This window comes from Dehalococcoidia bacterium (assembly GCA_028711995.1).
In the GTDB taxonomy this organism is placed as follows: domain Bacteria; phylum Chloroflexota; class Dehalococcoidia; order SZUA-161; family SpSt-899; genus JAQTRE01.
In genome coordinates this window covers 1-23,420 of sequence record JAQTRE010000036.1, presented here as the reverse complement: position 1 = coordinate 23,420, position 23,420 = coordinate 1, and the positions used below count along the sequence as shown (strand labels likewise).

General features: G+C 52.3%; 19 protein-coding genes. 18 read left to right on the top strand and 1 reads right to left on the bottom strand.

Annotated features, from left to right (window positions below; translation table 11 throughout):
* The coding region (locus PHV74_07125; GenBank protein MDD5094133.1) for a 4Fe-4S binding protein at positions 1–133 on the bottom strand (133 nt) is incomplete at its 3' end.
* A gap of 410 nt (positions 134–543) precedes the next feature.
* On the opposite strand from PHV74_07125, the gene PHV74_07120 reads away from it, so the two are divergent.
* From PHV74_07120 to PHV74_07035, 18 genes are all read left to right on the top strand, one after another.
* Positions 544–768: a transposase gene (locus tag PHV74_07120; GenBank protein ID MDD5094132.1), complete on the top strand. Its 225-nt coding sequence runs from the start codon at positions 544–546 to the stop codon at positions 766–768.
* Between the two features lie 716 nt (positions 769–1,484).
* Positions 1,485–2,411: an Lrp/AsnC family transcriptional regulator gene (locus tag PHV74_07115; protein MDD5094131.1), complete on the top strand. Its 927-nt coding sequence runs from the start codon at positions 1,485–1,487 to the stop codon at positions 2,409–2,411.
* 56 nt (positions 2,412–2,467) lie between these two features.
* Positions 2,468–2,869: a cobalamin-dependent protein gene (locus PHV74_07110; GenBank protein ID MDD5094130.1), complete on the top strand. Its 402-nt coding sequence runs from the start codon at positions 2,468–2,470 to the stop codon at positions 2,867–2,869.
* 64 nt (positions 2,870–2,933) lie between these two features.
* On the top strand, positions 2,934–4,634 hold the full coding sequence (locus tag PHV74_07105; GenBank protein MDD5094129.1) for a methylmalonyl-CoA mutase family protein: 1,701 nt from the start codon (positions 2,934–2,936) through the stop codon (positions 4,632–4,634).
* Between the two features lie 287 nt (positions 4,635–4,921).
* Positions 4,922–5,911 carry a hypothetical protein gene (locus tag PHV74_07100; GenBank protein MDD5094128.1) on the top strand — a complete coding sequence of 330 codons (990 nt, stop codon included), beginning with the start codon at positions 4,922–4,924 and terminating at the stop codon, positions 5,909–5,911.
* 141 nt (positions 5,912–6,052) lie between these two features.
* The gene (meaB, locus tag PHV74_07095; protein ID MDD5094127.1) at positions 6,053–7,036 is read left to right on the top strand and encodes a methylmalonyl Co-A mutase-associated GTPase MeaB; all 984 of its coding nucleotides are present in this window, start codon (positions 6,053–6,055) and stop codon (positions 7,034–7,036) included.
* A gap of 54 nt (positions 7,037–7,090) precedes the next feature.
* Complete coding sequence (locus tag PHV74_07090) at positions 7,091–8,275, top strand: acyl-CoA dehydrogenase family protein (protein ID MDD5094126.1); 1,185 nt, start codon at positions 7,091–7,093, stop codon at positions 8,273–8,275.
* Between the two features lie 36 nt (positions 8,276–8,311).
* Complete coding sequence (locus PHV74_07085) at positions 8,312–9,475, top strand: acyl-CoA/acyl-ACP dehydrogenase (GenBank protein ID MDD5094125.1); 1,164 nt, start codon at positions 8,312–8,314, stop codon at positions 9,473–9,475.
* A 25-nt stretch (positions 9,476–9,500) separates the two neighbouring features.
* The gene (locus tag PHV74_07080; protein MDD5094124.1) at positions 9,501–10,292 is read left to right on the top strand and encodes an electron transfer flavoprotein subunit beta/FixA family protein; all 792 of its coding nucleotides are present in this window, start codon (positions 9,501–9,503) and stop codon (positions 10,290–10,292) included.
* Positions 10,293–11,273: an electron transfer flavoprotein subunit alpha/FixB family protein gene (locus PHV74_07075; protein MDD5094123.1), complete on the top strand. Its 981-nt coding sequence runs from the start codon at positions 10,293–10,295 to the stop codon at positions 11,271–11,273. It begins immediately after the preceding gene.
* Between the two features lie 15 nt (positions 11,274–11,288).
* Positions 11,289–12,419, top strand: coding sequence for a (Fe-S)-binding protein (locus PHV74_07070; GenBank protein MDD5094122.1), 1,131 nt, complete (start codon positions 11,289–11,291; stop codon positions 12,417–12,419).
* A gap of 323 nt (positions 12,420–12,742) precedes the next feature.
* Complete coding sequence (locus tag PHV74_07065; protein MDD5094121.1) at positions 12,743–15,484, top strand: NAD(P)-binding protein; 2,742 nt, start codon at positions 12,743–12,745, stop codon at positions 15,482–15,484.
* Positions 15,481–17,205 carry a CoB--CoM heterodisulfide reductase iron-sulfur subunit A family protein gene (locus tag PHV74_07060; GenBank protein ID MDD5094120.1) on the top strand — a complete coding sequence of 575 codons (1,725 nt, stop codon included), beginning with the start codon at positions 15,481–15,483 and terminating at the stop codon, positions 17,203–17,205. Before PHV74_07065 ends, PHV74_07060 begins: the two co-directional genes overlap by 4 nt.
* Before the next feature lie 46 nt (positions 17,206–17,251).
* The gene (locus tag PHV74_07055) at positions 17,252–20,239 is read left to right on the top strand and encodes an FAD-dependent oxidoreductase (GenBank protein ID MDD5094119.1); all 2,988 of its coding nucleotides are present in this window, start codon (positions 17,252–17,254) and stop codon (positions 20,237–20,239) included.
* 14 nt (positions 20,240–20,253) lie between these two features.
* Positions 20,254–20,679: a hydrogenase iron-sulfur subunit gene (locus tag PHV74_07050; protein MDD5094118.1), complete on the top strand. Its 426-nt coding sequence runs from the start codon at positions 20,254–20,256 to the stop codon at positions 20,677–20,679.
* Positions 20,680–20,754: 75 nt separating this feature from the next.
* The gene (locus PHV74_07045) at positions 20,755–21,876 is read left to right on the top strand and encodes a Coenzyme F420 hydrogenase/dehydrogenase, beta subunit C-terminal domain (protein ID MDD5094117.1); all 1,122 of its coding nucleotides are present in this window, start codon (positions 20,755–20,757) and stop codon (positions 21,874–21,876) included.
* Complete coding sequence (locus PHV74_07040; GenBank protein ID MDD5094116.1) at positions 21,851–22,441, top strand: 4Fe-4S dicluster domain-containing protein; 591 nt, start codon at positions 21,851–21,853, stop codon at positions 22,439–22,441. Before PHV74_07045 ends, PHV74_07040 begins: the two co-directional genes overlap by 26 nt.
* Before the next feature lies 1 nt (position 22,442).
* On the top strand, positions 22,443–23,288 hold the full coding sequence (locus PHV74_07035; protein ID MDD5094115.1) for a CoB--CoM heterodisulfide reductase iron-sulfur subunit B family protein: 846 nt from the start codon (positions 22,443–22,445) through the stop codon (positions 23,286–23,288).
* Positions 23,289–23,420: the final 132 nt, after the last annotated feature.

Sequence of the window (23,420 nt, the reverse complement as noted above, 5' to 3'; positions counted from 1 at the left end):
CCGTACAAACACCCCTGTCGATTTCAATAATCCCATAGCCCTGCAGGGCGTCTACCGGGCAAAAATGGGTGCATATTCCACATCCCAGACACTTGGTTTCGTCTACTACGACCAACTTCTTCTCCTTATACATGTTTTTAACTCCACAGGACCTTACGGTCGGGGATACAAGAGAGGTATTTGAAAAGGCGACTTTTGGTCCTCTTCACACAGGCAGATGGCCCCGGAATGATTGGTCTTGACCAAGCCAATCGAGGAACAGTGCTTGCGTCTCCTTGTTGCACCCCGGCGTTATCGAGGTCACTTTTGCATGGCAGACAGAGGCGGCTATATCCGGAATCCTCTATTTTAGCGTCGACTCACGTTGCCGAACAGCCTCTTTTCGTTGAGGGTCTTAACGAACAAATCCTCAGCCGATGAAGCACCATCACTTGAATATTATCTTGGTCCATGGAAGATGTCAATGTCTGCAGGGAGCACATGAAGTAAGATGGAAAAAACGGACACCAAAGTCAGATAGAATAAAGAGACGGAAGTGTTCAAATGAAAGGGATTTCGCAGGGAAGGTACACCAAGGAGTTTCGGGGAGAAGCGGTGAATCTGGTAGCGGAAGGGAATATGTCGTTGCCGGAGGCTGCGCGGAGGTTGTCATTACCGCCATCGACATTGGGGGATTGGGTAAAAGCGTATAAGGCAGATAAACTGGGAGAGGTGGGCAAGACACAGCGGCCTGTGCCCGAAATAGAGATGGAACTGGCTCGGAGGTAGCGAGAACTGGTTGAGACCTGGGAAGTTTTGCCTATCGTACCCTCAGGTTCACCATTTACCCTCGAATTTTATCTGCGATTCTCCGTCATTCCTCCTTTTGTGACGGCGATATCTGATCGGCTGATGTTCTCATGTTTGGTAGCGAGTCATTATCGGCAAACTTGCGCCGGCAAGTCTTACGGAACCATATCGTCGAATCCCCCCAACCTTACTGTATTTCGCTAGATGCATAGACCCACAACCGTTCATTCAATGTTTCGGCTGCTATCTTCACCAACTTTGCCCCCTGCAAATCTCACGTGGTCCTTGATCTTCATTACGCTCGCCTCATCAATATGTATAAGACCATATGGTTTGCTTGTCTCGTGAAAATCCACCACAACCATATCCGAACAGAACCACACAATGAGCGTGTTGACAACCTCAACTGGTTGTGCTACTATACCGCCAAAAGGTGAATCGACGTAACAAATGAGCACTATTTAATCATCTATAGCACTAATGACCTTTTCAATTTGCAAAGCGCGCAATAGTGCGTGGAAAATGGCTTCGAGGGATCTGTGAGCGCTCTTTCCGTAAATGACATCATCATAGGCAACTTCCGCTGAAGGGGTGGAAGTGTCACAGTGTTAGGGTTCTGGAAACCTTCTTGTGGACAGATAGCAGCGGGGATGCCTGAGGGAACCAGCATCACGAATGGTTCTTGAGGAGAGAAGATGGAACTTGATGATCTGGACATGATATTGCTCAAGGAACTGGAATCCGATGCCAGGCAGGGATATGAGAGTATCGCTACCAAAATGGGCATCAGCAAAACAACCGTTCACAGAAGACTTCAGAGGCTCTTGGACGGCCGCATTATCACATTTGCCACTATCAGTGACCCGTTTTGTGTTGGGTATGAGGTTTTCTGTCTGGTTGGGATAAAGGTTCCCTCGGGGAAATCGCGTGCCATTGCCGATCAGCTTGCGCCCTATCCAGCCATCAAATACATTCAATTGACCACAGGCCGTTATGATGTGATGGCATGGGTTCTGGTTCGAGATATCAAGGAACTGATGCAACTTCTCCCGGAAGCGCTGGGGAAATTGAGCCAGGTGATCGATATCGAGACGGTCTTTTTCCTCAATGTGGTGAAAAACTCGTGGCGATACTTTACACACGAAACCGGTATTCCCAACAAGCGTGCCAAGCGGGATGCTCTGGATGAATTCGACCTGTTGCTTATTAGAGAGATGGAGATAATGCCCAGGCAAACCATGACGGAACTGGCAGAAAGAGTCGGCAGTGACAGATTTGCCGTGAACAGGAGAATGGCGAAACTCCTGAACAATGGGATCGTCAAGTTTGTTAGCGTCGTTGACGCGGCTGCTTTGGGATACAGGGTTCGAGCACTGGTTTTCCTCAAGGTCAAATACGACAGGCTTGTTGGGGTAGCAAACTCCCTAGCCCTTGAGCAGACTATCATGCATGTGAGCATCATCTCCGGGAATTTTCAGATCTGCATGTGGGCGATAGCCAAAGACATCCGCGGGCTGCATGTTTTCCTGGACAATATACTCGCCGAACTTCCAGAGATCATCTGCTACGAAGTTGTCCAGGTGGTACAGATACATAAGTACTCGTTCAGAATGCTATCTTAGTGGTCACACCAAGACACATCACACATCCACGATAAGTTAAGTAAGGAGGAGAGCAAATGGAGAAAGATAGAAGAATACGACTTCTGCTGGTTAGGAATCCCTTTGACGGTCATGTGAGTGGTTACAATGTCGTAGCCACCAGGCTTAGAGATGAGGGGATCGAAGTGATCCTGGGGGGCGCCCTCTTCGCTGAGCAAATCGCGGATACTGCCATTCAAGAGGATGCGGATTTCATTGGCTACCGCATCATGGCCGGAGATGGTCCTGTTCTGGTAGAGCAGCTGCTCCAGATATTGAAAGACAAAGATGCCGATATTCCGATCATCGTTGGGGGAGTAATTCCAGCTGAAAATAAGCCGCGATTGAAGGCAATGGGGGTTGTTGATGTGTTTGGCCCCGGTAGCACGGCAGCTTCCATGGTCAGTTGCATGAAAGATCATATGTGCTGCAGGAAGTGATCTGATTCAAACCATGGCGGGCATTTTTCGGGGAAGAGCAGGTACATAAGGAGGGTGAAAATCAATGAACAAACGGGAACTCAAAGAGATCCAAATCGCGAGAAAGCAATATGACGAGCTTGTAGCCGAAACATTGAAAAAGACTCCCGAGGAGAAGTCGGAATACTGTACGGACTCCTGGATACCGGTTGACCGTGTCTATTCGCCGATCGATACCGAAGGGACAGACTATGTGAGAGATATCGGCTTTCCGGGTGAGTATCCCTATACCCGTGGGCTGTTCCCCAATGGTTTTCGCGGGAGGACCTGGAACAAGCGACAGGTGGCCGGATGGGGCACCGTTGAGGAAACCAACAAACTGTGGAAGTATCTGATATCCCAGGGGGGGACCGCGTTGACCTGCACCATCTCAGGCTCTGCCGGGGGCACCATGGTGAACTGGGATACGGATGACGAGATACTTCTGGGATACGGAGGGGGGCAGGGTGTCGTCAAGACAGACACCGTGGCCGACTGGGAAACAGCGTTTGACGGGATTGACCTGGATAAGGTGAACATTCATTTGCCCATGGATCAGTTTCAGGCCCTGGCCTATTTGATCGCTGCAGCTGAGAACATGGGTTACAGCAGGAAGACGCTCCGGGGCAGCACACAGGGGAAAGTCAGGCTGCTGCAACATCCGGAAAACAAGGGGAACCCGTACATCGATATGGCCGAGTTCACCGCCAGGGAGATGCAGAACTTCAATACCTTTTGTGTCGATACTCGCAACGTCCGGGATGGGGGATTGACCGCCGTTCAGGAGATCGCGTTCGGGATCTCTGCGGGAATGGAAGGGATCAGAGAAATCATGAAGCGGGGCTTGGACGTAGACCGTATCGCTCCCAGAGCACAATTCTATATGAATTCCGGCCCCGACATATTCGAAGAAGCGTGTAAATTCAGGGCGATGCGGAGGATGTGGGCCAGAGTGATGAAGGACAAATTCGGCGCCAAAGACCCCAGGTCATGGAGAGTGCGGGTAGGCGTTCAAACACTGGGGCCGTACATGCAGGCGCAACAGCCTTTCAACAATATCGTCAGGGGAGCTTTCTGTGGCCTGGGGGCGATCCTGGGTGGAACACAGTCGTTATCCATCCAGACCTTCGATGAAGCGGTGGCCACACCTTCGGAGTTCGCTCAGACCATTTCAATCCGGACAGCCCAGATCATCGAGAATGAGACGGGGATAACCCGGGTCGTCGACCCCCTGGGCGGCTCGTATTATGTGGAATGGCTGACCAACAAAATGGAGGAAGAGGCTCAGAAGATCATCGACAAGCTTGAAGAACTGGGCGGTGTTATCAAGCGTCCGGGCGCTGAGTGGTTCTACCAGCAGATGATGGCTTCCGCCGTCAGGTATCAACGTGAAATCGACAACAAGGAGCGAATCATTGTCGGCGTGAACGAGTTTGTGATGGATGAAAATGAGCCGCTGGCCAAATACGTTCCGGAGGTCAGGAAATACGACCCCACCATCCGCGAGCGTCAAATAGCTCGCCTGAACAAGGTGCGCCGGGAACGGGATAAGGCCCAGGTGGAAAAACACAAGAAGATCCTGTACGAGGTATTCAAGTCCGGGGAAAACATGATGCCGCACGTCATCGATGCCGCCAAAGCCTATGTTACCTCCGGAGAGGTCCAGCAGATGCTCATGAAAGCTCGTGGGGATCAATACGGGCCGGGTCGTCCGGATATGGTGGACGGGGCTCTGTTTTATTACTAACCTTTCGCAGACTATTGAAAAAGAGGTGAAGGATTCCTCCTTCCGGGGGTTTGGGGGTGTCCCCCAGATGCAAAAGTTCCCCCAACGAGTGGGGGATAGGGGGGTGAGTCAGACCTTATCAGCACCCTGTTTCGGCCAGAGCGGAGAATGCCAGATGAGATGAACTCTCAAGTCAGACGGCCTTAAATGACGGGTATTGTAATACAGCAGAATCGGATACAGATCAAGAAGAAACATTACGGATTTGCTTTTCCAAAAGGTATGACTATGGAGTTTAAGGGGTAGCGATGAAGTGCAAGTATTGTGGTGCTCAGGGTGTGGTGAGATACGGCCGGTTCCGAGGGGTGCAGCGCTGGTGGTGCAAAGACTGCCGCCGGAAGTTTACCCATCCGGAATCGGCCCCGGGGATGATCGCCCCGGTTGAGATCGTATCTTTAGCCATGGGCATGTACTATGAGGGGAAATCACTCCGGGAGGTCCGGAAATACCTGAGCGAACATCACAACTACTGGATAGCTGAGTCCACCTTATACGAATGGGTGATCCGCTTCTCCAGGATGGCGGTAGACAGGTCGGCACAGTTCAAGCCCATCGTGGGTGATAATTGGGCTCTTTGTGAAAGAGCAGTGAGCATCGGTATGAAAGAGATGGTGTTTCTGGATATATTGGATACCAAGACGAGTGTATTGCTCGCAACTCACGTATCCGAATGCAATATCCCTCAGGATGCGCTGGATATGTATGCGCGAGCTATCGTTAGGTGTCAGAAGCAGCCGAGCGTTTTGATGCTGGATGATCCGTTGACTTGTGGCGATTATCCTCCATCGCCAGCGTGGGGAAACCCGATGGGTATCGGATCATTCATGGACGGGCGCACAAGTACGCCGGTAGAGAACTTTCGATTGGTATTACAAAGCAGGGACAGGTTATTGAGGAGATTAAGAAAACCGGAGACCATCCGATTGCTGGTTGATGGCTGGCAGGTGCGCTACAACTTTTTCATGCCATGCCAATCATTGGGAGGCCGCACGCCAGCCGAAGCGGCGGGGATGGGTTTTGATCTGGACTGGCTGGAACCCGTCACTGCCAGCGGAATCCATCCGGGTGGAGAACAATGGAACGGTGAGAACCGGGGAGAAATCCTGGGAAGAATCGTTTGGAAAAGCCATTCGGCCCAATCACTGGGAAGTGAGACGAAGGAGGATTGGGGGATATGGCAGCGATATCTTCAGACGTTGAGCTATAAGGAGGCGGCACCCGTAGCCGGACAGACGTGATGCGCTTCGTCTTGAGGACCTGTTGGTCCAATGTTCGCCATGTTTTCCACCGGTAAAGTTATCGTTGAAAATGAGCGCAGATTTATTGGACATGCCGGGTACGCGAGTCTCTGATCATGTTCAGAGCGAAAGGATGATGAGATGGAACTGACGATAGAACAGCTGATAGAACGGATGCTAAAAGGAGAGCAGAGATCCTTATCTCGCCTCATCAGCCAGGTGGAGAACGAATCGCCGGATGTTCCCAGGATTATGAGGGGCATTCATCCGCACCTGGGTAAAGCCTACTCTATCGGTGTTACCGGCCCTCCCGGTGCGGGCAAAAGCACTTTGGTTGACAAACTCACCGGAGTGATCCGAAGCAAGGGCCTCACAGTGGGAATACTGGCGGTGGATCCAACCAGCCCGTTCAGCGGAGGGGCAGTTCTTGGAGACCGGATCAGGATGCAGCAGCATTATCTGGACTCGGGGGTATTCATTCGAAGCATGGCCAGCCGGGGTAGCCTTGGAGGGCTCCCCGGCACCACTCGGAATGTGATGAAGCTCATGGATGCCTTCGGCAAAGATATCATCCTCGTGGAGACCGTGGGAGTAGGTCAGACTGAACTTGACATCATGAATGCAGTGGATACCACCATTGTAGCGCTGGTCCCTGAAGCCGGAGACACCATCCAGATGATGAAGGCCGGGCTGATGGAAATCGCCGACGTCTTTGTGATCAACAAGGCGGATCGTCCCGGTGCCGATCAACTGATGGACGGGATGCAATCCATGTTGTACCTCAACGCCCACAAGGGAAAGTGGCAGCCGCCTGTTCTGTCTGCTCAGGCAGCCAACAACGTGGGTATTGCAGAGCTCTATGGAGAAGCGGAGAAGCACCGGGAGTTTCTGCAGTCCAGCGGAGACCTCTTGCGAAAGCGGCAACAGCAAAGGAGAGAAGAGTTCTTCCAGGCCATTGACCAGAATCTCAGGAAGCGCCTTTCGGTCTTCACCAGGAACAGTGCCCGATTGAAGTCTCTCCTCGATGAGATCGAAAGAGGGGAGACCGATCCCTATTCCGCCATGATTGTCATGGAGGAAGAAGCCATAGCCAAGGGGTATTTGCCGAAGAGATCCTCTGATTAGCCTGGCCTGAAATACTGCCGATCAGAGGTACAAAACAACAATAGGAGATGGATCGTGGATTTTGCATTCACACCCGAACAGGAAGCAGCAAGGCAAGAGTACGAAGCGTTCTTTGCCGCGGAAGAGAAAAATGCACCCGAGGGGTGGAGCGGCATCTTCGATATGCACACAACAGACGATTGTTGGGCCTATCATTGTTCCGTGTCACGGAAACTGGGGGAGAGGGGGTGGTTGTCTCTGGGCTGGCCCAAGAAATATGGCGGACGCGAGCTCAGCCCCATCGATCAGCTCATCTTTGCCGAAGTCAGGGCTTATCATGCAGTGCCCGGGGTTGATCAGGGTCCTTACTTTGTAGCCCCCAATATTCTCGAATGCGGCAGCGACGAGATCAAGGAGAAGTGGCTTCCGCTCATTGCGAGCGGCACGACTACCTGGTGCCAGGGGTGGAGCGAGCCCAATGCCGGATCAGACCTGGCATCTCTGATCACCTCCGCGGTTGAGGATGGGGACGATTACGTCATCAACGGCCGGAAGATATGGACCACCGGCGCCCATCGAGCCAGCCATATCTTTATTCTGGCCCGGACCGATCCCAATGCCCCCAAGCATCTGGGGATGACGTACTTCCTCACAGAGATGAGCCAGCCGGGCATTTCGGTAACGCCCTTGCTATACATGGACAAGACCCATCATTACAATGAGGTGACCTTTGACAATCTACGGGTACCCAAGGCAAACATCGTAGGAGGTGTGAATAACGGATGGCGCGCCAGCATGGGGATCGCCGGCTCTGAGCGCAGCTTTATTTCAGAGATCAGTAATTGCCGGCATGATCTGGAAACGCTGGTGGAATTGTGCAAAGAACCCGGACCTAATGGGAAACGCCTGGCCGATGATCCCGTTGTGAGGAACCGGATAGCCCAGGCAACCATTGAGCTGGAAATAACCCGGCAGTATAGCTATTACGTCGCCTGGCTGCAAACGGCCAAACGCCCCATTGAATCCGAGGTCTCGGCATCCAAGTATTATATCGCCGATATGGCGGTTCGTTTCTACAACATGGCATTGGAAATCCTCGGCCTCTTTGGAACCCTCAAACACGGTTCAAAGTGGACCAAGCTTCAAGGGAAGTGCCAGCACAATTGCCAGGCCAATCTGGGCTTGACCTTTGCCGGGGGCACCGAGGAGATATTGAAGAATGTTATTGCCCAGCGAGGGCTGAAACTTCCCAAATCGTAGGGTAAAGCAACATCTCACTCTGAAGGAGATACTCTTATGGACTTTGACCTGAACAAAAACGAGAAACTGCTGAAAGACTCGGCCCGGGAATTCCTGCAGAAGGAATTCTCCAGAGATATGGTTCGAGAGATGGAAGAAGACCCCAGGGATTACAGCCCTGATATTTGGGCCAAGATGGCGGAGCTCGGCTACATGGCGTTGCTGATACCTGAGGAATACGACGGCATGGAGGGTAGCTTCACGGAGTTCATGGTTCTGATGGAGGAGATGGGGAGAGCTTGCTTCCCGGGACCTTTCTTCTCCACAACACTATGCACATTGGCAATCTGCGCTGCTGGCGATCAGGCGCAAAAGAAGGAAATTCTGCCCCGGGTAGCCAGCGGAGAGCTCCTTCTGGCGCTGGCCTTGACTGAACCCAGCGCCACCTATGAGGCAGAGGGAATCCAGACTCAGGCGGTGGCCGAGAAAGATGGCTATGTATTAAACGGCACCAAGCTTTTTGTCCACGATGCGCATATTGCTGATTATCTTATTTGCGTCGCCAGAACAGGAGCAGCTTCATCCTTGGGAGAAGGCATCAGCCTGTTTCTGGTAGATGCCAAAAGCAAGGGAATCAAGATCACTCCTCTTCAAAGCATCGCCAATGACAAGCAAAACGAGCTCATTTTCGAGAATGTAAAGGTGCCGCTGAAGAATCTGCTGGGCCCGATAGACCAGGGGTGGCCAGTGGTCAGCCGCCTCATTGAGCAGGCAGCTCTGGCCAAGTGTGCTGAGATGATCGGTGGGTCAGGATGGGTGCTGGAAGCTGCAGTGACGCACGCCAAACAGCGGATGCAGTTTGACCATCACATCGGAAGTTACCAGAGCATTCAGCACTATCTGGTGGATATGTGGTTGGACCTATCGTTAGGTAGGAGCTATGCTTATTACGCCGGATGGCTGGTCAATCAGAACCAGCCATGTACGAAGGAGATAGCCGCAGCCAAGACGTGGGTCAGTGACATGTATCGCAAGGGCACGCGCATGGGAATTCGCATCAAAGGCGCTTTGGGCACCAGTTGGGATGATGACATGGGATTGTATTATCGCCGGGCTCGCCAGTCGGCGCTCCTGTTTGGCAGCCCTGATTTTCACAGAGAGGTAGTGGCTACTGAGTTGGGTCTTAATGAAAAGGCGGCGCCCGTCTTGTCTCCTGCCTGAATAGACGCTGCAAGGAGTAGAAGAGATGAATATTGTAGTTTGCGTTAAGCGCGTTCCGGACACCAAAGAGGCTGATGTGACCATCGCCAAGGATGGCAAGGGAATCAATACGGAAAACATGGTGCATGACATCAATGAGTGGGATCGTTACGCTTTGGAGGAAGCCGTCCTCTTGAAGGAAAAGTTCGGAGGATCGGTCACCGTGATATCTATGGGTCCTAACGACGTGGAAGACACTTTGATCAAAGGCCTTGCCGGCGGAGCTGATGCTGCCATCAGGATTACCGATCCGGCTTTTGCTGGATCGGATAGTTACGCTGTCGCGAGAGTTTTGTCTCAGGTGGTTCGGAAACTCCCCTTCGACCTGGTGCTCACCGGAGTGCAGGCCGATGACGACGGCCTGGCCCAGGTGGGACCCACGTTGGCCGAGCTCTTGAAGGTACCTCATGCTGCCGTGGTGACGCAGATCGAAATCACAGGGTCTGTGGCTAAAGTGCACCGGGAGTTGGAAAGCGGGCTTGAAGAAGTGGATGAGGTGAAACTTCCGGCCGTTTTCTCCGTTCAAACAGGGATGAATGAGCCCAGATATGTCAGCATCATGGCTATCAGGAAGGCGGCGAAGAAAGAGACGAAAGTATTGGATCTCAAGGAGATCGGCCTGGCTGAGAACGAAGTCGGAGAGCGTGGCTCCCGAACACGAATAGAGAAGATGTTTGTGCCCGTCTCCTCGAAGCAGGCGGAGATTCTGAAAGGGAGTACGGCTGAGGTGGTGGAGAAGCTTTCGCAGATATTGAAAGAGAAAGGGGGGGTGGCTTAGATGTCGCAGATATTTGTCCTGGCAGAACATAGAAGCGGAACAATTCGAGACATCACGTGGGAGATGCTGACCAAAGGGAGGGAGTTAGCCTCCAAGTCAGGCGCCCAGCTAACCGCCATACTTTTGGGCCATCAGGTCAAGTCTCTTGCCGGTGATCTGGCCCAAAGGGCTGACCGCGTGTTGATGGTAGAAGACCAGAGGTTAGCCAATTTCAACAGCGAATTATACCAGAATGTCCTATCGGCTTTGATCGACTCAAGGAAGCCGATGCTGACCATGATCGGACATACCGGATTCGGCCTGGATCTGGCCCCCAGCCTGGCTGCTGAAAAGGGTCTATCTCTTTCCACCGACTGCATCGATCTGCAATTCAGCGGGGATAGGTTTGTTGCTTTACGGCAGATGTATGGCGGCAAGGTAAATGTCCAGACCTCCTTTTCCCAACCACAGGCTTGCATGGCTACGATTCGACCCGGATCTTGCCCGGCAACCGAGTCGGGACTCAAGGGTGGGGAAGTGGAAATAGTGGAATCCCCGCTGAAAGAGGACGCCAAGTACAAGAAGTTCATCGAATACGTAGAGGCCGCCAAGGGCGATGTAGACTTAACTCAGGCAGATATTATCGTATCTGTAGGCTATGGGATCAAAGATCCGGCGAACATCCCAATGGTGGAGGAGCTTGCCAAAGCCATGGGAGGCACTCTGGCTTGCTCCCGGCCTGTGGTGGACAAGAAATGGCTTCCCAAATATCGGCAGGTGGGAACCTCTGGGACTACAGTTGCCCCAAAACTCTATGTGGCTATTGGCATAAGCGGGGCCTTCCAGCATCTCGCCGGGATAAGGGGGGCTGGCACCTTGATCGCCATCAACAAAGACCCCAGAGCCCCCATTTTCGGAGTGGCCGATTATGGCATTGTGGATGATTTGTTCAAAGTGGTACCATTGCTGAAAGATCGAATGCTGGCATTAAAGGGCGGATAATAAGGAGACAAACCGATGAACATCGGTGAAACCAGTTTTGCTCAAAAGTACGACCTGTTGGGCTGCTATCAATGTGGCCGATGCACCAGCGGGTGCCCTGTCACTTCGAGAAGTGCTCTTAACATCAGGAGAATGGTTCGTGAGGCCATCATACGTGATAGCGCTGAGACCATTTTCGATAAGAAAGAGATTTGGGATTGCACCACTTGCTCTACCTGTTCCATCCGCTGTCCCAGGGGGCTCAAACCCTCCGAGGTAATTATTGGTATGCGAAGTATCCTCGTTGAAGAGGGACGCGTCCCGACCACAGCTATGGATGCGATGGAGGGAGTATTCAAGCACGGGAATCCATGGGGAAAGCCCCGAAACAAAAGATCGGAATGGGCGACGAGTTTGCAGCCTGCCAATAGTAATCAGCAAGTTAAAGCAGATGTTGTGTTCTTTGTTTGCTGTGCCGCTGCCTATGATCCCAGGATACAGGAAGTGGCCAGGGTTCTGGTGAAAACCTTCAACCACGCAGGGGTCAGCTTCGCCATGTTGGGAAATGAGGAAAGCTGCTGCGGAAACGAGATGAGAAGGCTGGGAGAGGAAGGCCTTTTTGAAGAGCTGGTGGAAAAGAATATGAAGCTCTTCCAGAAAGTCGGCGCCAAGGAGATCGTCACCATCTCGCCTCACTGCTTCAATGCGTTGAAAAACGAGTATCCCAAGGGCGAATTCCAGGTAAAGCATTATACCCAGGTTCTGGCAGAACTGATCGATAAGGGACAGCTTCCTTTGTCCAAAGAAGTCAAAAAGACGATCACTTATCACGATCCCTGTTTCCTGGGCAAGCAAAACGGGATTTTTGATGAGCCCCGAAAAATAATCCAATCCATTCCGGGAGTGACTTTTGTCGAACTCGATCGATCGCGGGAAAAGAGCTTATGCTGCGAGGGTGGAGGAGGCAGAATGTGGATAGAGGCATCAGAAGAGTCGGGGGAGCGCCTGGCGCAAATCAGGGTCAAAGACGCACTGGAGGTGGGCGCTGAGATATTGGCTACCGCGTGCCCGTTCTGCGTATTGACGCTGGAAGATTCCGCTAAGACCGCGGGAGACGGCAAAATCCAGGTGATGGATATTCTCGAATTGGTGTCAATGGCTATTTGAATGGACATGGACTCAAACGAGCTTCTGAAGAAGAGTAAGGATTCCTCCTGCCGGAAGGCTGGGGCGGAATTCAGTAACCAGTTATCAGCGGTTAACCATCAATCGCTTGTCAGGGCGTGCAGAGGGTCTTCCCTCTGCCGGGGTTTTAGGGGTGTCCCCTAAGTGATGTTTTCCTCCCCCTCTCCCGTAAACGGGAGAGGGGGATTGAGGGGGTGAGGGAAACTCCCGCAACGAGTGGGGGTTAAGGGTCTGCCATCGACCGAGATCGGGGGTTGAGTCAGACTACTCCAGCCCTCTGCTAAGATAAAGAAAAGGTTCCTACTATGAACAACGGGAATAAGAACGTGCCAGCAGCGTTGGTAGTGGGCGGGGGTATCGCGGGAATGCAGGCGGCATTGGATATCGCTAACGCCGGATTTAAAGTTTATCTGGTCGAAAGAGAGCCCTCCATCGGAGGGCATATGTCGCAATTCGATAAAGTATTCCCCACTTTGGATTGTGCCGCCTGCGTGGGGACCCCCAAGCTGGTAGATGTAGGTAATCACCCGAACATAGAATTGATGACGTATTCCGAAGTGACGAAAGTTACGGGTAGTCAAGGTAATTTCAAGGTTCAGATCAGAAGAAAACCCAGGTATGTTGATTGGAAGAAGTGTACCGGTTGTGGCACCTGCTCGGCGGGATGTCCGGTGGTGATGACCAATCGATTTGATCGGGGACTGAGCACGAGAAAGGCTACTTATGTCCAGTTCCCGCAAGCGGTTCCCAACAAGTACCTTATCGATAAGAGAGAAGAGCGCCCCTGTAAAGCAGCGTGCCAGGATGCTTGTCCCGTTCATACCAATGTGCTGGGCTATATCAAACAGATTGCGGAGGGTAGATTCGAAGACGCCTACAAGACGATACGGGATACCAATCCTCTCCCTGCTGTTTGCGGGCGAATATGCTACGCTCCCTGTGAAAAAGTCTGTAATCGCGGGCAGCTTGACGAACCTATGGCTATCCGAGAGCTCAAGAGGGCGGCCACTGACCGGGTAAATATCGAGAAATTAGAGGCCCCCAATATTAAGAAGACGGGGGAAAAGGTTGCTGTCATCGGCGGAGGTCCCGCAGGTCTTGCTGCTGCAAACGATCTGGCCCTAAAAGGGCATGGGGTCACCATTTTCGAGTCTCTCCCCGAGCCGGGAGGAATGCTTCGCTATGGAATCCCTGAATACCGTCTTTCTAAAGAGACTTTGCGCCAGGAGATAGGCTACATCACCAAGCTGGGTGTGGAAATAAGGACTGGGGTTAAGGTAGGCAAAGATATCAGCTTAGAACAACTCAGAAAGGAACATGACGCCGTCTTCGTTGGTACAGGAGCGCAGGGTGGAATGACGCTTGGAGTGGCAGGGGAAGATCAGCCTGGCGTCATGGAGGGGATCAAGTTTTTAAGGGAGATGAACCTTGGGGAGAAGGTGAATGTGCGGAAGAGGGTAGCGGTGATCGGTGGAGGCAATACGGCTCTTGACTGTGCCAGGACAGCCAGACGCTCCGGTGCAGAGAATGTCAAAATAGTGTATCGTCGTTCTCGCGCTGAGATGCCGGCTGCAGAAGAGGAAGTGAAAGCGGCGGAAGAAGAAGGAATCGCAATAGAGATTCTGGCTAATCCGACGCGTTTCATATCGGAGAATGGAAAACTCGCCAAGATAGAATGCATCAGGATGAAGCTTGGGGAACCGGATGCGGGAGGCCGACCTCGCCCTATTCCGATCCAGGGCTCAGAGTTCACCATCGCAGTAGACACAGTGATTACGGCACTTGGGCAGGCTCTAGAAGTTGAGTTCCTCAAGGAACTTGGAATCTCGCTCTCCAAGCGTGGCACGATAGAGGTTGACCCTGGAACTGGAGCAACCAATGTCGAGGGAATATTCGCAGGGGGAGATGTGGTCACCGGGCCGGCTTATGTGATTGACGCCATAGCGGCAGGCAAGAAAGCAGCTCGCTCCATCGATCGCTATCTTCAAAAGGAGCCTCTCAAACCCGAAGAAACGAGAAAACAACCGGGCAAATTCTCCCAAGAGGAGATCGAAAGTTCAAAGAAACGCTTTCCTTTGCGTAAGCGCCTGAACATAAATGAGGAGCCTGCAGAGGAGAGGGTTAAGAGTTTCCGTGAGGTTTCCCCGGGTTATGCTACGGATGCAGCAATTCAAGAAGCTTCACGGTGTCTCGCGGGACAAATAGAAGGATGCATCGAATGCCGGTCTTGCGAGAGATACTGCCTGGCTGGCGCCGTAGATTTTGCCCAGAAGGAAGAAACCGTTGAGATAGAGGTGGGTGCCATCATCCTGGCCACTGGATTTGATACCTTTGATGCGCGGCTCAAGCCGGAATTCGGATATGGCCGTTATCCGAACGTCATCACCAGTCTGGAACTGGAAAGGCTCTGCTCTCCATCCGGGCCCACCAAGGGCAAAGTCCTGATCAACGGCAAAGAGCCTCACAATGTGGTGTTCATTCAGTGTTTCGGCTCCCGCGATAAGGTGGTGGGCAATAGATACTGCTCTCGGGTCTGCTGCATGTACACTGCAAAGCAGGCTCATTATATAAAGTATAGGATCCATGACGCGAAGGTCACCGTATGTTATATCGATATCAGAGCCTTCGGCAAGGGCTATGAGGAATTCTATGAAAATGTCCAGAAGGAAGAGGTGATTTACCGCAAGAGTAGCGTCTCGGAGGTCTACAAGAAGGGCGACAAACTGATCGTGAGGGCGGAAGACGGCTTGCTGGGAGAGATGTTTGAGGAAGAGGCCGACCTGGTGGTATTGGCCGTCGGTATGGTGCCGCAGCCGGACGTCCTGAATATGACCGGCATGTTGCAGATTTCTCAGAGCGATGATGGGTTTTTCCAGGAAGTTCATGCCAAGCTGGGGCCGGTGGAGACCAAGACGGCCGGAATCTTTATGGCCGGGTGTTGCCAGGGCCCAAAGGACATACCTGACTCCGTAACTCAGGCAAGCGGTGCGGCTGGAATGGTCTGCGCCCTGCTTTCAAGAATGACAAGAGGAAACGGCGCATCATGAAAATGGGCGTATATATCTGCCATTGTGGGACGAATATTGCCGGCACGGTGAATGTCGAGGAGGTTGCCGAATTTGCTCGAACTCTGCCTGGCGTTGTCGTAGGCAAGCACTATATGTATATGTGTTCCGACCCGGGGCAGGAAATGATCGTCAAGGACATCAAAGAGCAGGGGCTTGATAGAGTGCTGATCGCCGCCTGCACGCCAAACATGCATACCAACGCTTTCCGGCTCAATGTTCAAAAAGGAGGGCTCAATCCCTATCTTCTCTCTCGAGCCAATATAAGGGAACAATGCTCTCAGGTGCATCCCAATGTGGAAACGACCACCCTGAAAGCAGAACGGTTGGTGGCTGCAGCAGTAGCGCAGGCGTCCTTATTGCGGCCTCTGGAGGCAAAGGAGGTCGGAGTAACCCCTGCGGCGTTGGTAGTTGGCGGGGGTATTGCGGGTATTCAGGCTGCATTGGATTTGGGGACCGCCGGATTCAAAGTCTATCTTATCGAACGGCAACCCTCTCTTGGGGGACATGTAGCCGAATTGGATAAAACCTTTGTTACGCTCGAGTCTACCAGCACCATGTTGGCCCCAAAGATAGCTGCCCTGAGCGAGCTTCCCAATGTAGAGGTTTTCACCTCGTCGGAGCTGACGAGTGTGGAAGGGTACATCGGTAATTTCAAGGCTAAAGTCAATAAGGAGCCTGTAAGTGCAGGAGACGGATGTGAGCAGAAGGCAGAAACCGTTGAGTTTGAGGTGGGCGCGATTATCCTGGCCACCGGATTTGGCACCTTCGATCCAAGATTGAAGCCGGAGTACGGATATGGCCGCTATCCGAACGTCATCACCAGCCTGGAACTGGAAAGGCTTGCCTCACCATCCGGGCCCACACAGGGTAAAATTCAGATCAACGGCAAGGAACCCCGTAACGTGGTGTTCATTCAATGTTTCGGCTCCAGGGATAAGGTTGTGGGTAATAGATATTGTTCTCGGGTCTGCTGTATGTATACCGCAAAGCAGGCTCATTATATCAAGTCCAGATTTCCTGACGCGAAGGTCACCGTATGTTACATCGATATCCGGGCCTTCGGCAAAGGCTATGAGGAATTCTATGAAGACGTTCAGAAGGAAGGGGTAATTTACCGCAAGGGCAGTGTCTCGGAAATATACAAGAAGGGCGATAAGGTGGCGGTAAGAGCGGAAGACACTCTGATGGGAGAGATGTTCGAGGAAGAGGCTGACATGGTAGTATTGGCTGTCGGTATGGTGCCGAAAGCGGATGTCCGGAACCTGACGAATATGTTACGGATTGCTCAGAGCAGCGACGGATTCTTCCTGGAAGCTCATCCCAAGTTGGGACCGGTAGAGACAAATACGGATGGCATTTACCTGGCCGGATGCTGCCAGGGGCCAAAGGATATAACCGATGCCGTCACTCAAGCACATGCCGCTGCTTGCAAGGCAGCTATCCCTCTTATCGTCGGAACCGTCAAGAGGGACCCCCTTACCGCCAGCATTGATGAAGAAGTATGCGCCGGTTGCAGGATGTGTGAGAGCGTATGCGAATACGGTGCCCTGGTATTCAACAAGCGGCGAAGGATAATGACGGTCAATGAATTGCTCTGCAGGGGTTGTGGCGCTTGCAGCGCCACCTGCCCGTCAGGGGCAAATCAAACGAGGAATTCCTCCAAGAAGCAAATGATGGAAGTGATATCCGTTTTGGTTTGAGGTATCGCAGAAACGATATAGAGTGCCACGGCAGGACATAGGTAAGATGGAAGGAAAGATATTGGTCATCGGCGCCGGAATAGGAGGGCTAAAAGCCTCTCTGGATCTGGCGGAATCGGGTTTCAAGGTTTATCTTTGTGATCGAAGCCCCGATATCGGAGGAACCCTGGTGCAGTTGGATAAGTGGTTCCCCGATAACCACTGTGGCATGTGCAAGGTGCTGCCTACCTTTGGCCGGGACTTCTCTTCCCAATACTGCCTTAGGAAGGGTTTGATCCATCCCAATATTGAACTCCTGCCTCTGACTGAAGTGATGAAGGTGGAAGGGACAGCAGGTGATTTCTCAGTCTCCCTGAGGAATAAGCCATCAGGAGTGAGAAAGGACTTGTGCATTGGCTGCGGGCTTTGCACCCAGGTCTGCCCTGTAGAGGTCGCTGATGAGTTCAATGAAGGGTTGGGGAAGCGAAAGGCTATTTATGTTCGCCGTCCATTGCTCGGGTCCAACAATTATGTCATTGATTGGGATAACTGCAGCCGGTGCGAAGCCTGCGTTAAAAAATGCCCGGTTGACGCTATAAACCTTTCCAAAGAGGATAAAGTCAGAGAGTTGAAGGTGGGCGCTGTTATTGTATCCTCGGGCTTTGAGGAATTTGATACAACGTCTCTGGCTCAGTATGGGCACAAGCGTTATCCGAATGTCGTAACCAGTATCGAGTTGGAGAGATTGCTGAGCGCCTCAGGTCCGTCACAAGGGAAGCTGGTTCGTCCTTCCGATGGCAAGATTCCTCAATCGATCGCCTTCCTGCAATGCGTGGGCTCAAGATGCAGGGAGCGCGATTACTGTTCTTCGGCCTGTTGCATGTACGCTTTGAAGGAAGCCATGATGGCTAAGGAGAAAAATCCTCAGCTTGATGCGCATATCTTTTTCATGGATATGCGGACTTTTGGCAAAGGGTACTATCGGTATTATCTGGAGGCAAGGTCGAAGTATGGGGTCAACTTCAGCCGTTGCCGTATTCCCGTGGTTAAGGGTGATCCCCGAACCGGCGACTTGTATTTCACGTCGGAAGCGGACGATGGAAGCCTGCAAAAGAGGCAATTCGAGATGGTGGTCCTCTCCATTGGGCAGTCCCCCTCCAATCAATTCGGGGAGCTCAGCCGGGTACTCGGTATCGAATCGAACAAATGGGGTTTTTGCCGGACCAGCGAATTCTCTCCGACGGCAACTACAAAAGAGGGAATATATGTTTGCGGCTCCGCCTCCGGGCCAAAGGATATTGCGGATAGCCTGATCGGGGCCGGTGCTGCAGCTTGCCAAGCCTCCAAACTGCTTTCCTCCTGCCGAGGCGAGGTTGCCGTTTCCCAAAGCTATCCGGCGGATACTTCAGAAGAGGAACCCAGAACGGCGATCTTCATTTGTCGCTGTGGGGAGGAAGTTGGCTCGATAGTTGATATCGATAAGCTCGTTGCCTCAAGCCGGGACCTGACCAGCGTAGTCGCTTGCGACGAAGTGCCGTATCTTTGTCGAAAAGAAGCCCTGGAAGGGTTGAACCAAAAGATCGAGGAGTATAAGGCCGACCGGGTGGTTTTGGCCGGGTGTTCTCTGCTCCGTGGGGCTACAGGGGAGATAAAAACCCCTTATGTCCAAATTGTGAATCTTCGGGAAGACATTTGCTGGGTCCACAAAGGCAACAAACCTCTGGCTACTGAAAAGGCAAAGAGCATGCTGGCGATGGCCTCAGAAAAGATACGGCTGGAACAGGCCATGCCTCTTGTCGGGAGTCCGGTGAACCACAAAGCTTTGGTTATCGGCGGCGGGCTTGCCGGGCTGGTTTCGGCGGCATCCATCGTTGAGCAGGGCTTTGAAGTTCACATGGTGGAGAAGTCAGGCGAGCTGGGGGGCAATCTGCAGCATATCTACTCTACTCTGGGAGGCAATGATCCGCAGGCCTTGCTGAAAGATCTGATGGGAAAAACCGAGTCCAACCCCATGCTTCACCTGTACAAGGAAACCGAGGTTCTCGGGATCACCGGCTATGCTGGGGGGTTTACGGTAACACTGAAAAACAAAGATGCAGAGCTTTCACCCGTCGAGGTGGGGGCGATTATTATAGCCACCGGCGGCCACGAATATCAGCCAAACGAGTATTCATACGGGCAGAGCGCTAATGTCTTTACCCAAAGTGAGTTGGAGAAGAGACTTGCCTCGGGCGATCTCGATCCCAAGCGCCTGAACTCGGTGGTGATGATTCAATGTGTGGGGTCAATGGATGCCGACAGGTCTTACTGCAGCCGGATTTGTTGCAGTCAGGCTTTGAGAAATGCCTTGAATCTGAAGCAGAAGAACCCGGGCCTGCAGATTTCGATTCTGTATCGAGAGATGATGAGCTACGGTTTCTCAGAGGAATATTATACCCGAGCCAGAGAGCAGGGAGTCTTGTTCAGTCGCTACGAAGCGGATGAAAAGCCGGAGGTCAGAGAGGAAGGGAATGGCCTGAAAGTTCAAGTCCGGGATCCGGTGTTGGGAGGGCAGTTGGCGTTCAAGGCTGATCTGGTCGTACTCAGTCCGGCGATCCTTCCCGAGGACAATAAGAGTCTGGCGGGGATGTTGGATTTAGAGCTGACGCAAGATGGGTTCTTTGAAGAGGCTGAGGTCAAGTTCCGTCCGGTGGATTTTGCCAGAGAAGGTATCTTTGCCTGTGGCCTGGCGCTCTCTCCGCGAAACATAGGGGAAACCATAGCCCAGGCGCAGGCCGCTGCCCAAAGAGCGGTATCTTTGCTCAGAAGGGAAAAACTTGAATCGGGGAGGATTGTCTCCGCGGTGAATGCAAGACGATGCGCCGGATGCGAGATTTGCATCCAGGTGTGCCCTTACGGAGCCAGGTTCAAGGATGTGGAAAAGCGCGTGGTGGTAGTGAGGGAGGCTTTGTGTCAGGGTTGCGGGGCTTGTGCTGCAGCCTGCCCCAGCGGGGCGACAACTCTGAGAGGATTTACCTCAAAGCAGGCCTTGTCCATGACGGATGTGGCCGCGTGAGCGGAGGTTGAGAAGTGGATAGCGAGTTTGAGCCTAGCATAGTTGGTTTCTTTTGCAACTGGTGTACGTCTACCGCGGCTGACCTAGCCGGCACTACAAGGCTGGAATATCCCCCTAATATCCGTCCCATCCGGGTGATGTGCAGCGGCATGGTCGACCCTGTCTATATCCTCCGAGCCTTGCTGGAGGGAGCCGATGCGGTCATCTTGGGCGGATGTGAGCCGGGTGATTGCCATTACGTATCAGGCAACTATAAGGCAAGAAGAAGGATGACCGCACTGAAGACTGTCCTGGACACTCTGGGATTGGAGAATGATCGGGTCTGGGTCAGATGGATCGGCGCTTCCGAGGCGCCGAAGTTTGCCAGGACGATGAATGAGATCACGGCTGAGATCAAGAAGAAAGGACCCAGCCCATTGAAAGAGTGCTGGTCTACTTAATGAGCAGCCGAAGGGATTTTTCGCAGCAACGAACCCCTCCCTGAGTGTGGGGAGATTAGTCTGAAGAGGTGTAATATGGCAACGGACGCCATCATTGAAGTCAGCGAGGGTAAATTAATAGAGGGTATCAATAACCTATTCGGTGAATTACTGAAGAAGGGATTAGTTGATGCGTTGCTCATTCCCCATGAACTTCCCTCAGGTGCTAACGTGGTGCAAACCCTGATCACCAGCCCTGAGAAAATTAAATCAATAAACCCGCTGGCTCCGGTGTTGCCGATCAACTCGGCGCGCATCGTGTCCGCGATGACCAAGGTGGCTTCAAGTGCAAAGAAAATAGGCGTCGTCTTGAGACCTTGCGAACTCAGGGCGCTGATAGAACTGGTGAAACTGAAGCAGGCCTCATTGGAGAATCTGGTCTTGATAGGAATGGATTGCTTTGGCACCTACTCCGTATGCGACTACGGTAAATTTGCTAAGGAAGGCCCATCACCCACCCAGCGATTCTTGGACAACGCCAAGTCAGGGAAAGACGATCCTCTCCTCAGAGAGGCTTGCCAGATCTGCGAGTATTCCGTTCCAATCAATGCGGACCTGACTATTGGCTTGATCGGTATGGATTTGAACAAGGGATTCCTCCTTCATGCCGCCACGAAAGAAGGGGAGAGAATATTGGAAGGGCTGGGAGTAAAAGCTGGCAGCATTCAGGGGAGGCAGGAAGCGATCGACAAGTTGGTTGCTCAAAGGATCAAAAGGAGAGATGAAGTTTTTGCGCGTACCATTGAGCAGACTCATGGACTGGATAAACTGCTCCCCGTTTTCGCTCCCTGCATCAATTGCCACAATTGCCGGGATGCTTGCCCCATTTGCTATTGTAAGGAGTGTTTCTTCGATTCTCCGACCTTTGAGCTGGAGGCCGATAAGTATCTGGGAAGGGCTTCAAAGAGAGGGGCTTTAAGGATGCCGACCGATACCCTCTTTTTCCATTTGACCAGGCTTAATCATATGGGCGTCTCATGCGTAGGGTGCGGCCTGTGCCAGGAGGCCTGCCCCAATGATGTGCCGGTATTTGATATCTTCCGCCTGGTCGGATCCAGGCTGCAGAAAGTCTTCGATTATGTCCCTGGGCGGAGCCTGGAAGAGGAACTGCCCTTGACCACTTTCAAGGCAAATGAGCTTGAGGAGGTGGGGCATTAACACCATCGAGTTTATTGATCAGCCTGGCAGCCAGACGGCTGACTCGGCCTTCAGTCAGAAGGTGAGGGAGCTAAGCAGATCCGATTTGGATCGTTGCTATCAATGTCTCACCTGTAGCTTGGGATGCCCCGTGGCGTTTGCTATGGATTATCGTCCCAACCAGGTGATGAGAATGGTCCAACTGGGGCAGAAGCAGAAATTGTTGGAGAGTTCGACGATCTGGATATGCGCCGGTTGCGAGACCTGCGTTACCCGATGTCCGAACGAGGTGAATATACTTGGGGTCATGGACACCCTGAGAGAGATGGCGCTTCGGGAGAAGGTGGAGGGCAAGGAAAAGGTTATCCCCACTTTCCATCAAACATTTCTGTATCCTGTAGAAAAATTGGGAAAGCAGTATGAATTGGGAATGCTGCTCCTCCTGAAGTTGAGGACTAAGGATTTCTTTTCAGACCTCGGCCTGGGCATGAAAATGTTCGCCAGGCGCAAGTTGAAGCTGTTTCCTTCCAAGATCAAAGCATCCAAAGAGATGAAAACAATTTTTGAAAAGACCAGAGGGGTTTAGCTTGAAATACGCTTATTATCCGGGATGTTCCCTGGAATCAACAGCAAGGGAATATGACCTTTCAGCACAGGCCGTGTGCCAAAGCCTTGGCATCGAACTGAAGGAAATGCATGATTGGAGTTGCTGCGGGGCTTCGTCCGGACATTCCACCAATTACATGCTTTCCCATGCCCTGGCTGCTCGAAATCTGGCTATAGCGGAAAAAGAGGGCCTGGATATCGCTGTTGCCTGCCCCGCCTGTTTTTTGAGGCTCAAGCATACCCGCCATGCGATGATGAACTCTGACGAATTAAAGGCGCAGATGGCGGAATCTATCGGTTCAAGATGTGAGGCAACCTCCGATATCAGTCACCTTCTGGATATCGTGTGTAATAAGGTGGGCATCGATACAGTTAAGACAAAGGTGACAAAGCCGTTATCCCGTCTCAAAGTGGCTTCCTACTACGGATGTTTTCTGGTTCGGCCTCCAAAGGTTGTCACATTTGATGATCCGGAGAACCCTCAATCGATGGATATTCTGATGGATAGCCTGGGTGCTGATGCTGTGGACTGGTCAGGGAAGGTGGATTGTTGTGGCGGGAGCCTGGCACTCACCAGAAGGGATATAGTGATAAAGCTGGTAGGAGAGCTCATGAATGTTGCCAAGGGGGCGGGGGCCGAAGCCATAGTCACTGCCTGCCCCCTGTGCCAGGCGAATCTGGATTCCAGGCAGGGGAAGGATACTCTCCCCGTGTTCTATTTCACCGAGCTGATGGGATTGGCGATGGGCCTGCAAGGCCCCAAGAGCTGGTTCAAGAAACATCTGGTCAACCCTTCCGGTCTGTTGAAGTCACACGGGCTGCTTTGACCTATGAGGCCGTTTAAGAATAGGGGTTAAGAATACCCTGAAAGAAGTTGACACGGTTTTTGAAACCGACGTTTTGACGTTCAAGTGACATTCTCATAGGTTAAGCCCTCGGTTTTGAGGGTTTGAGCACTT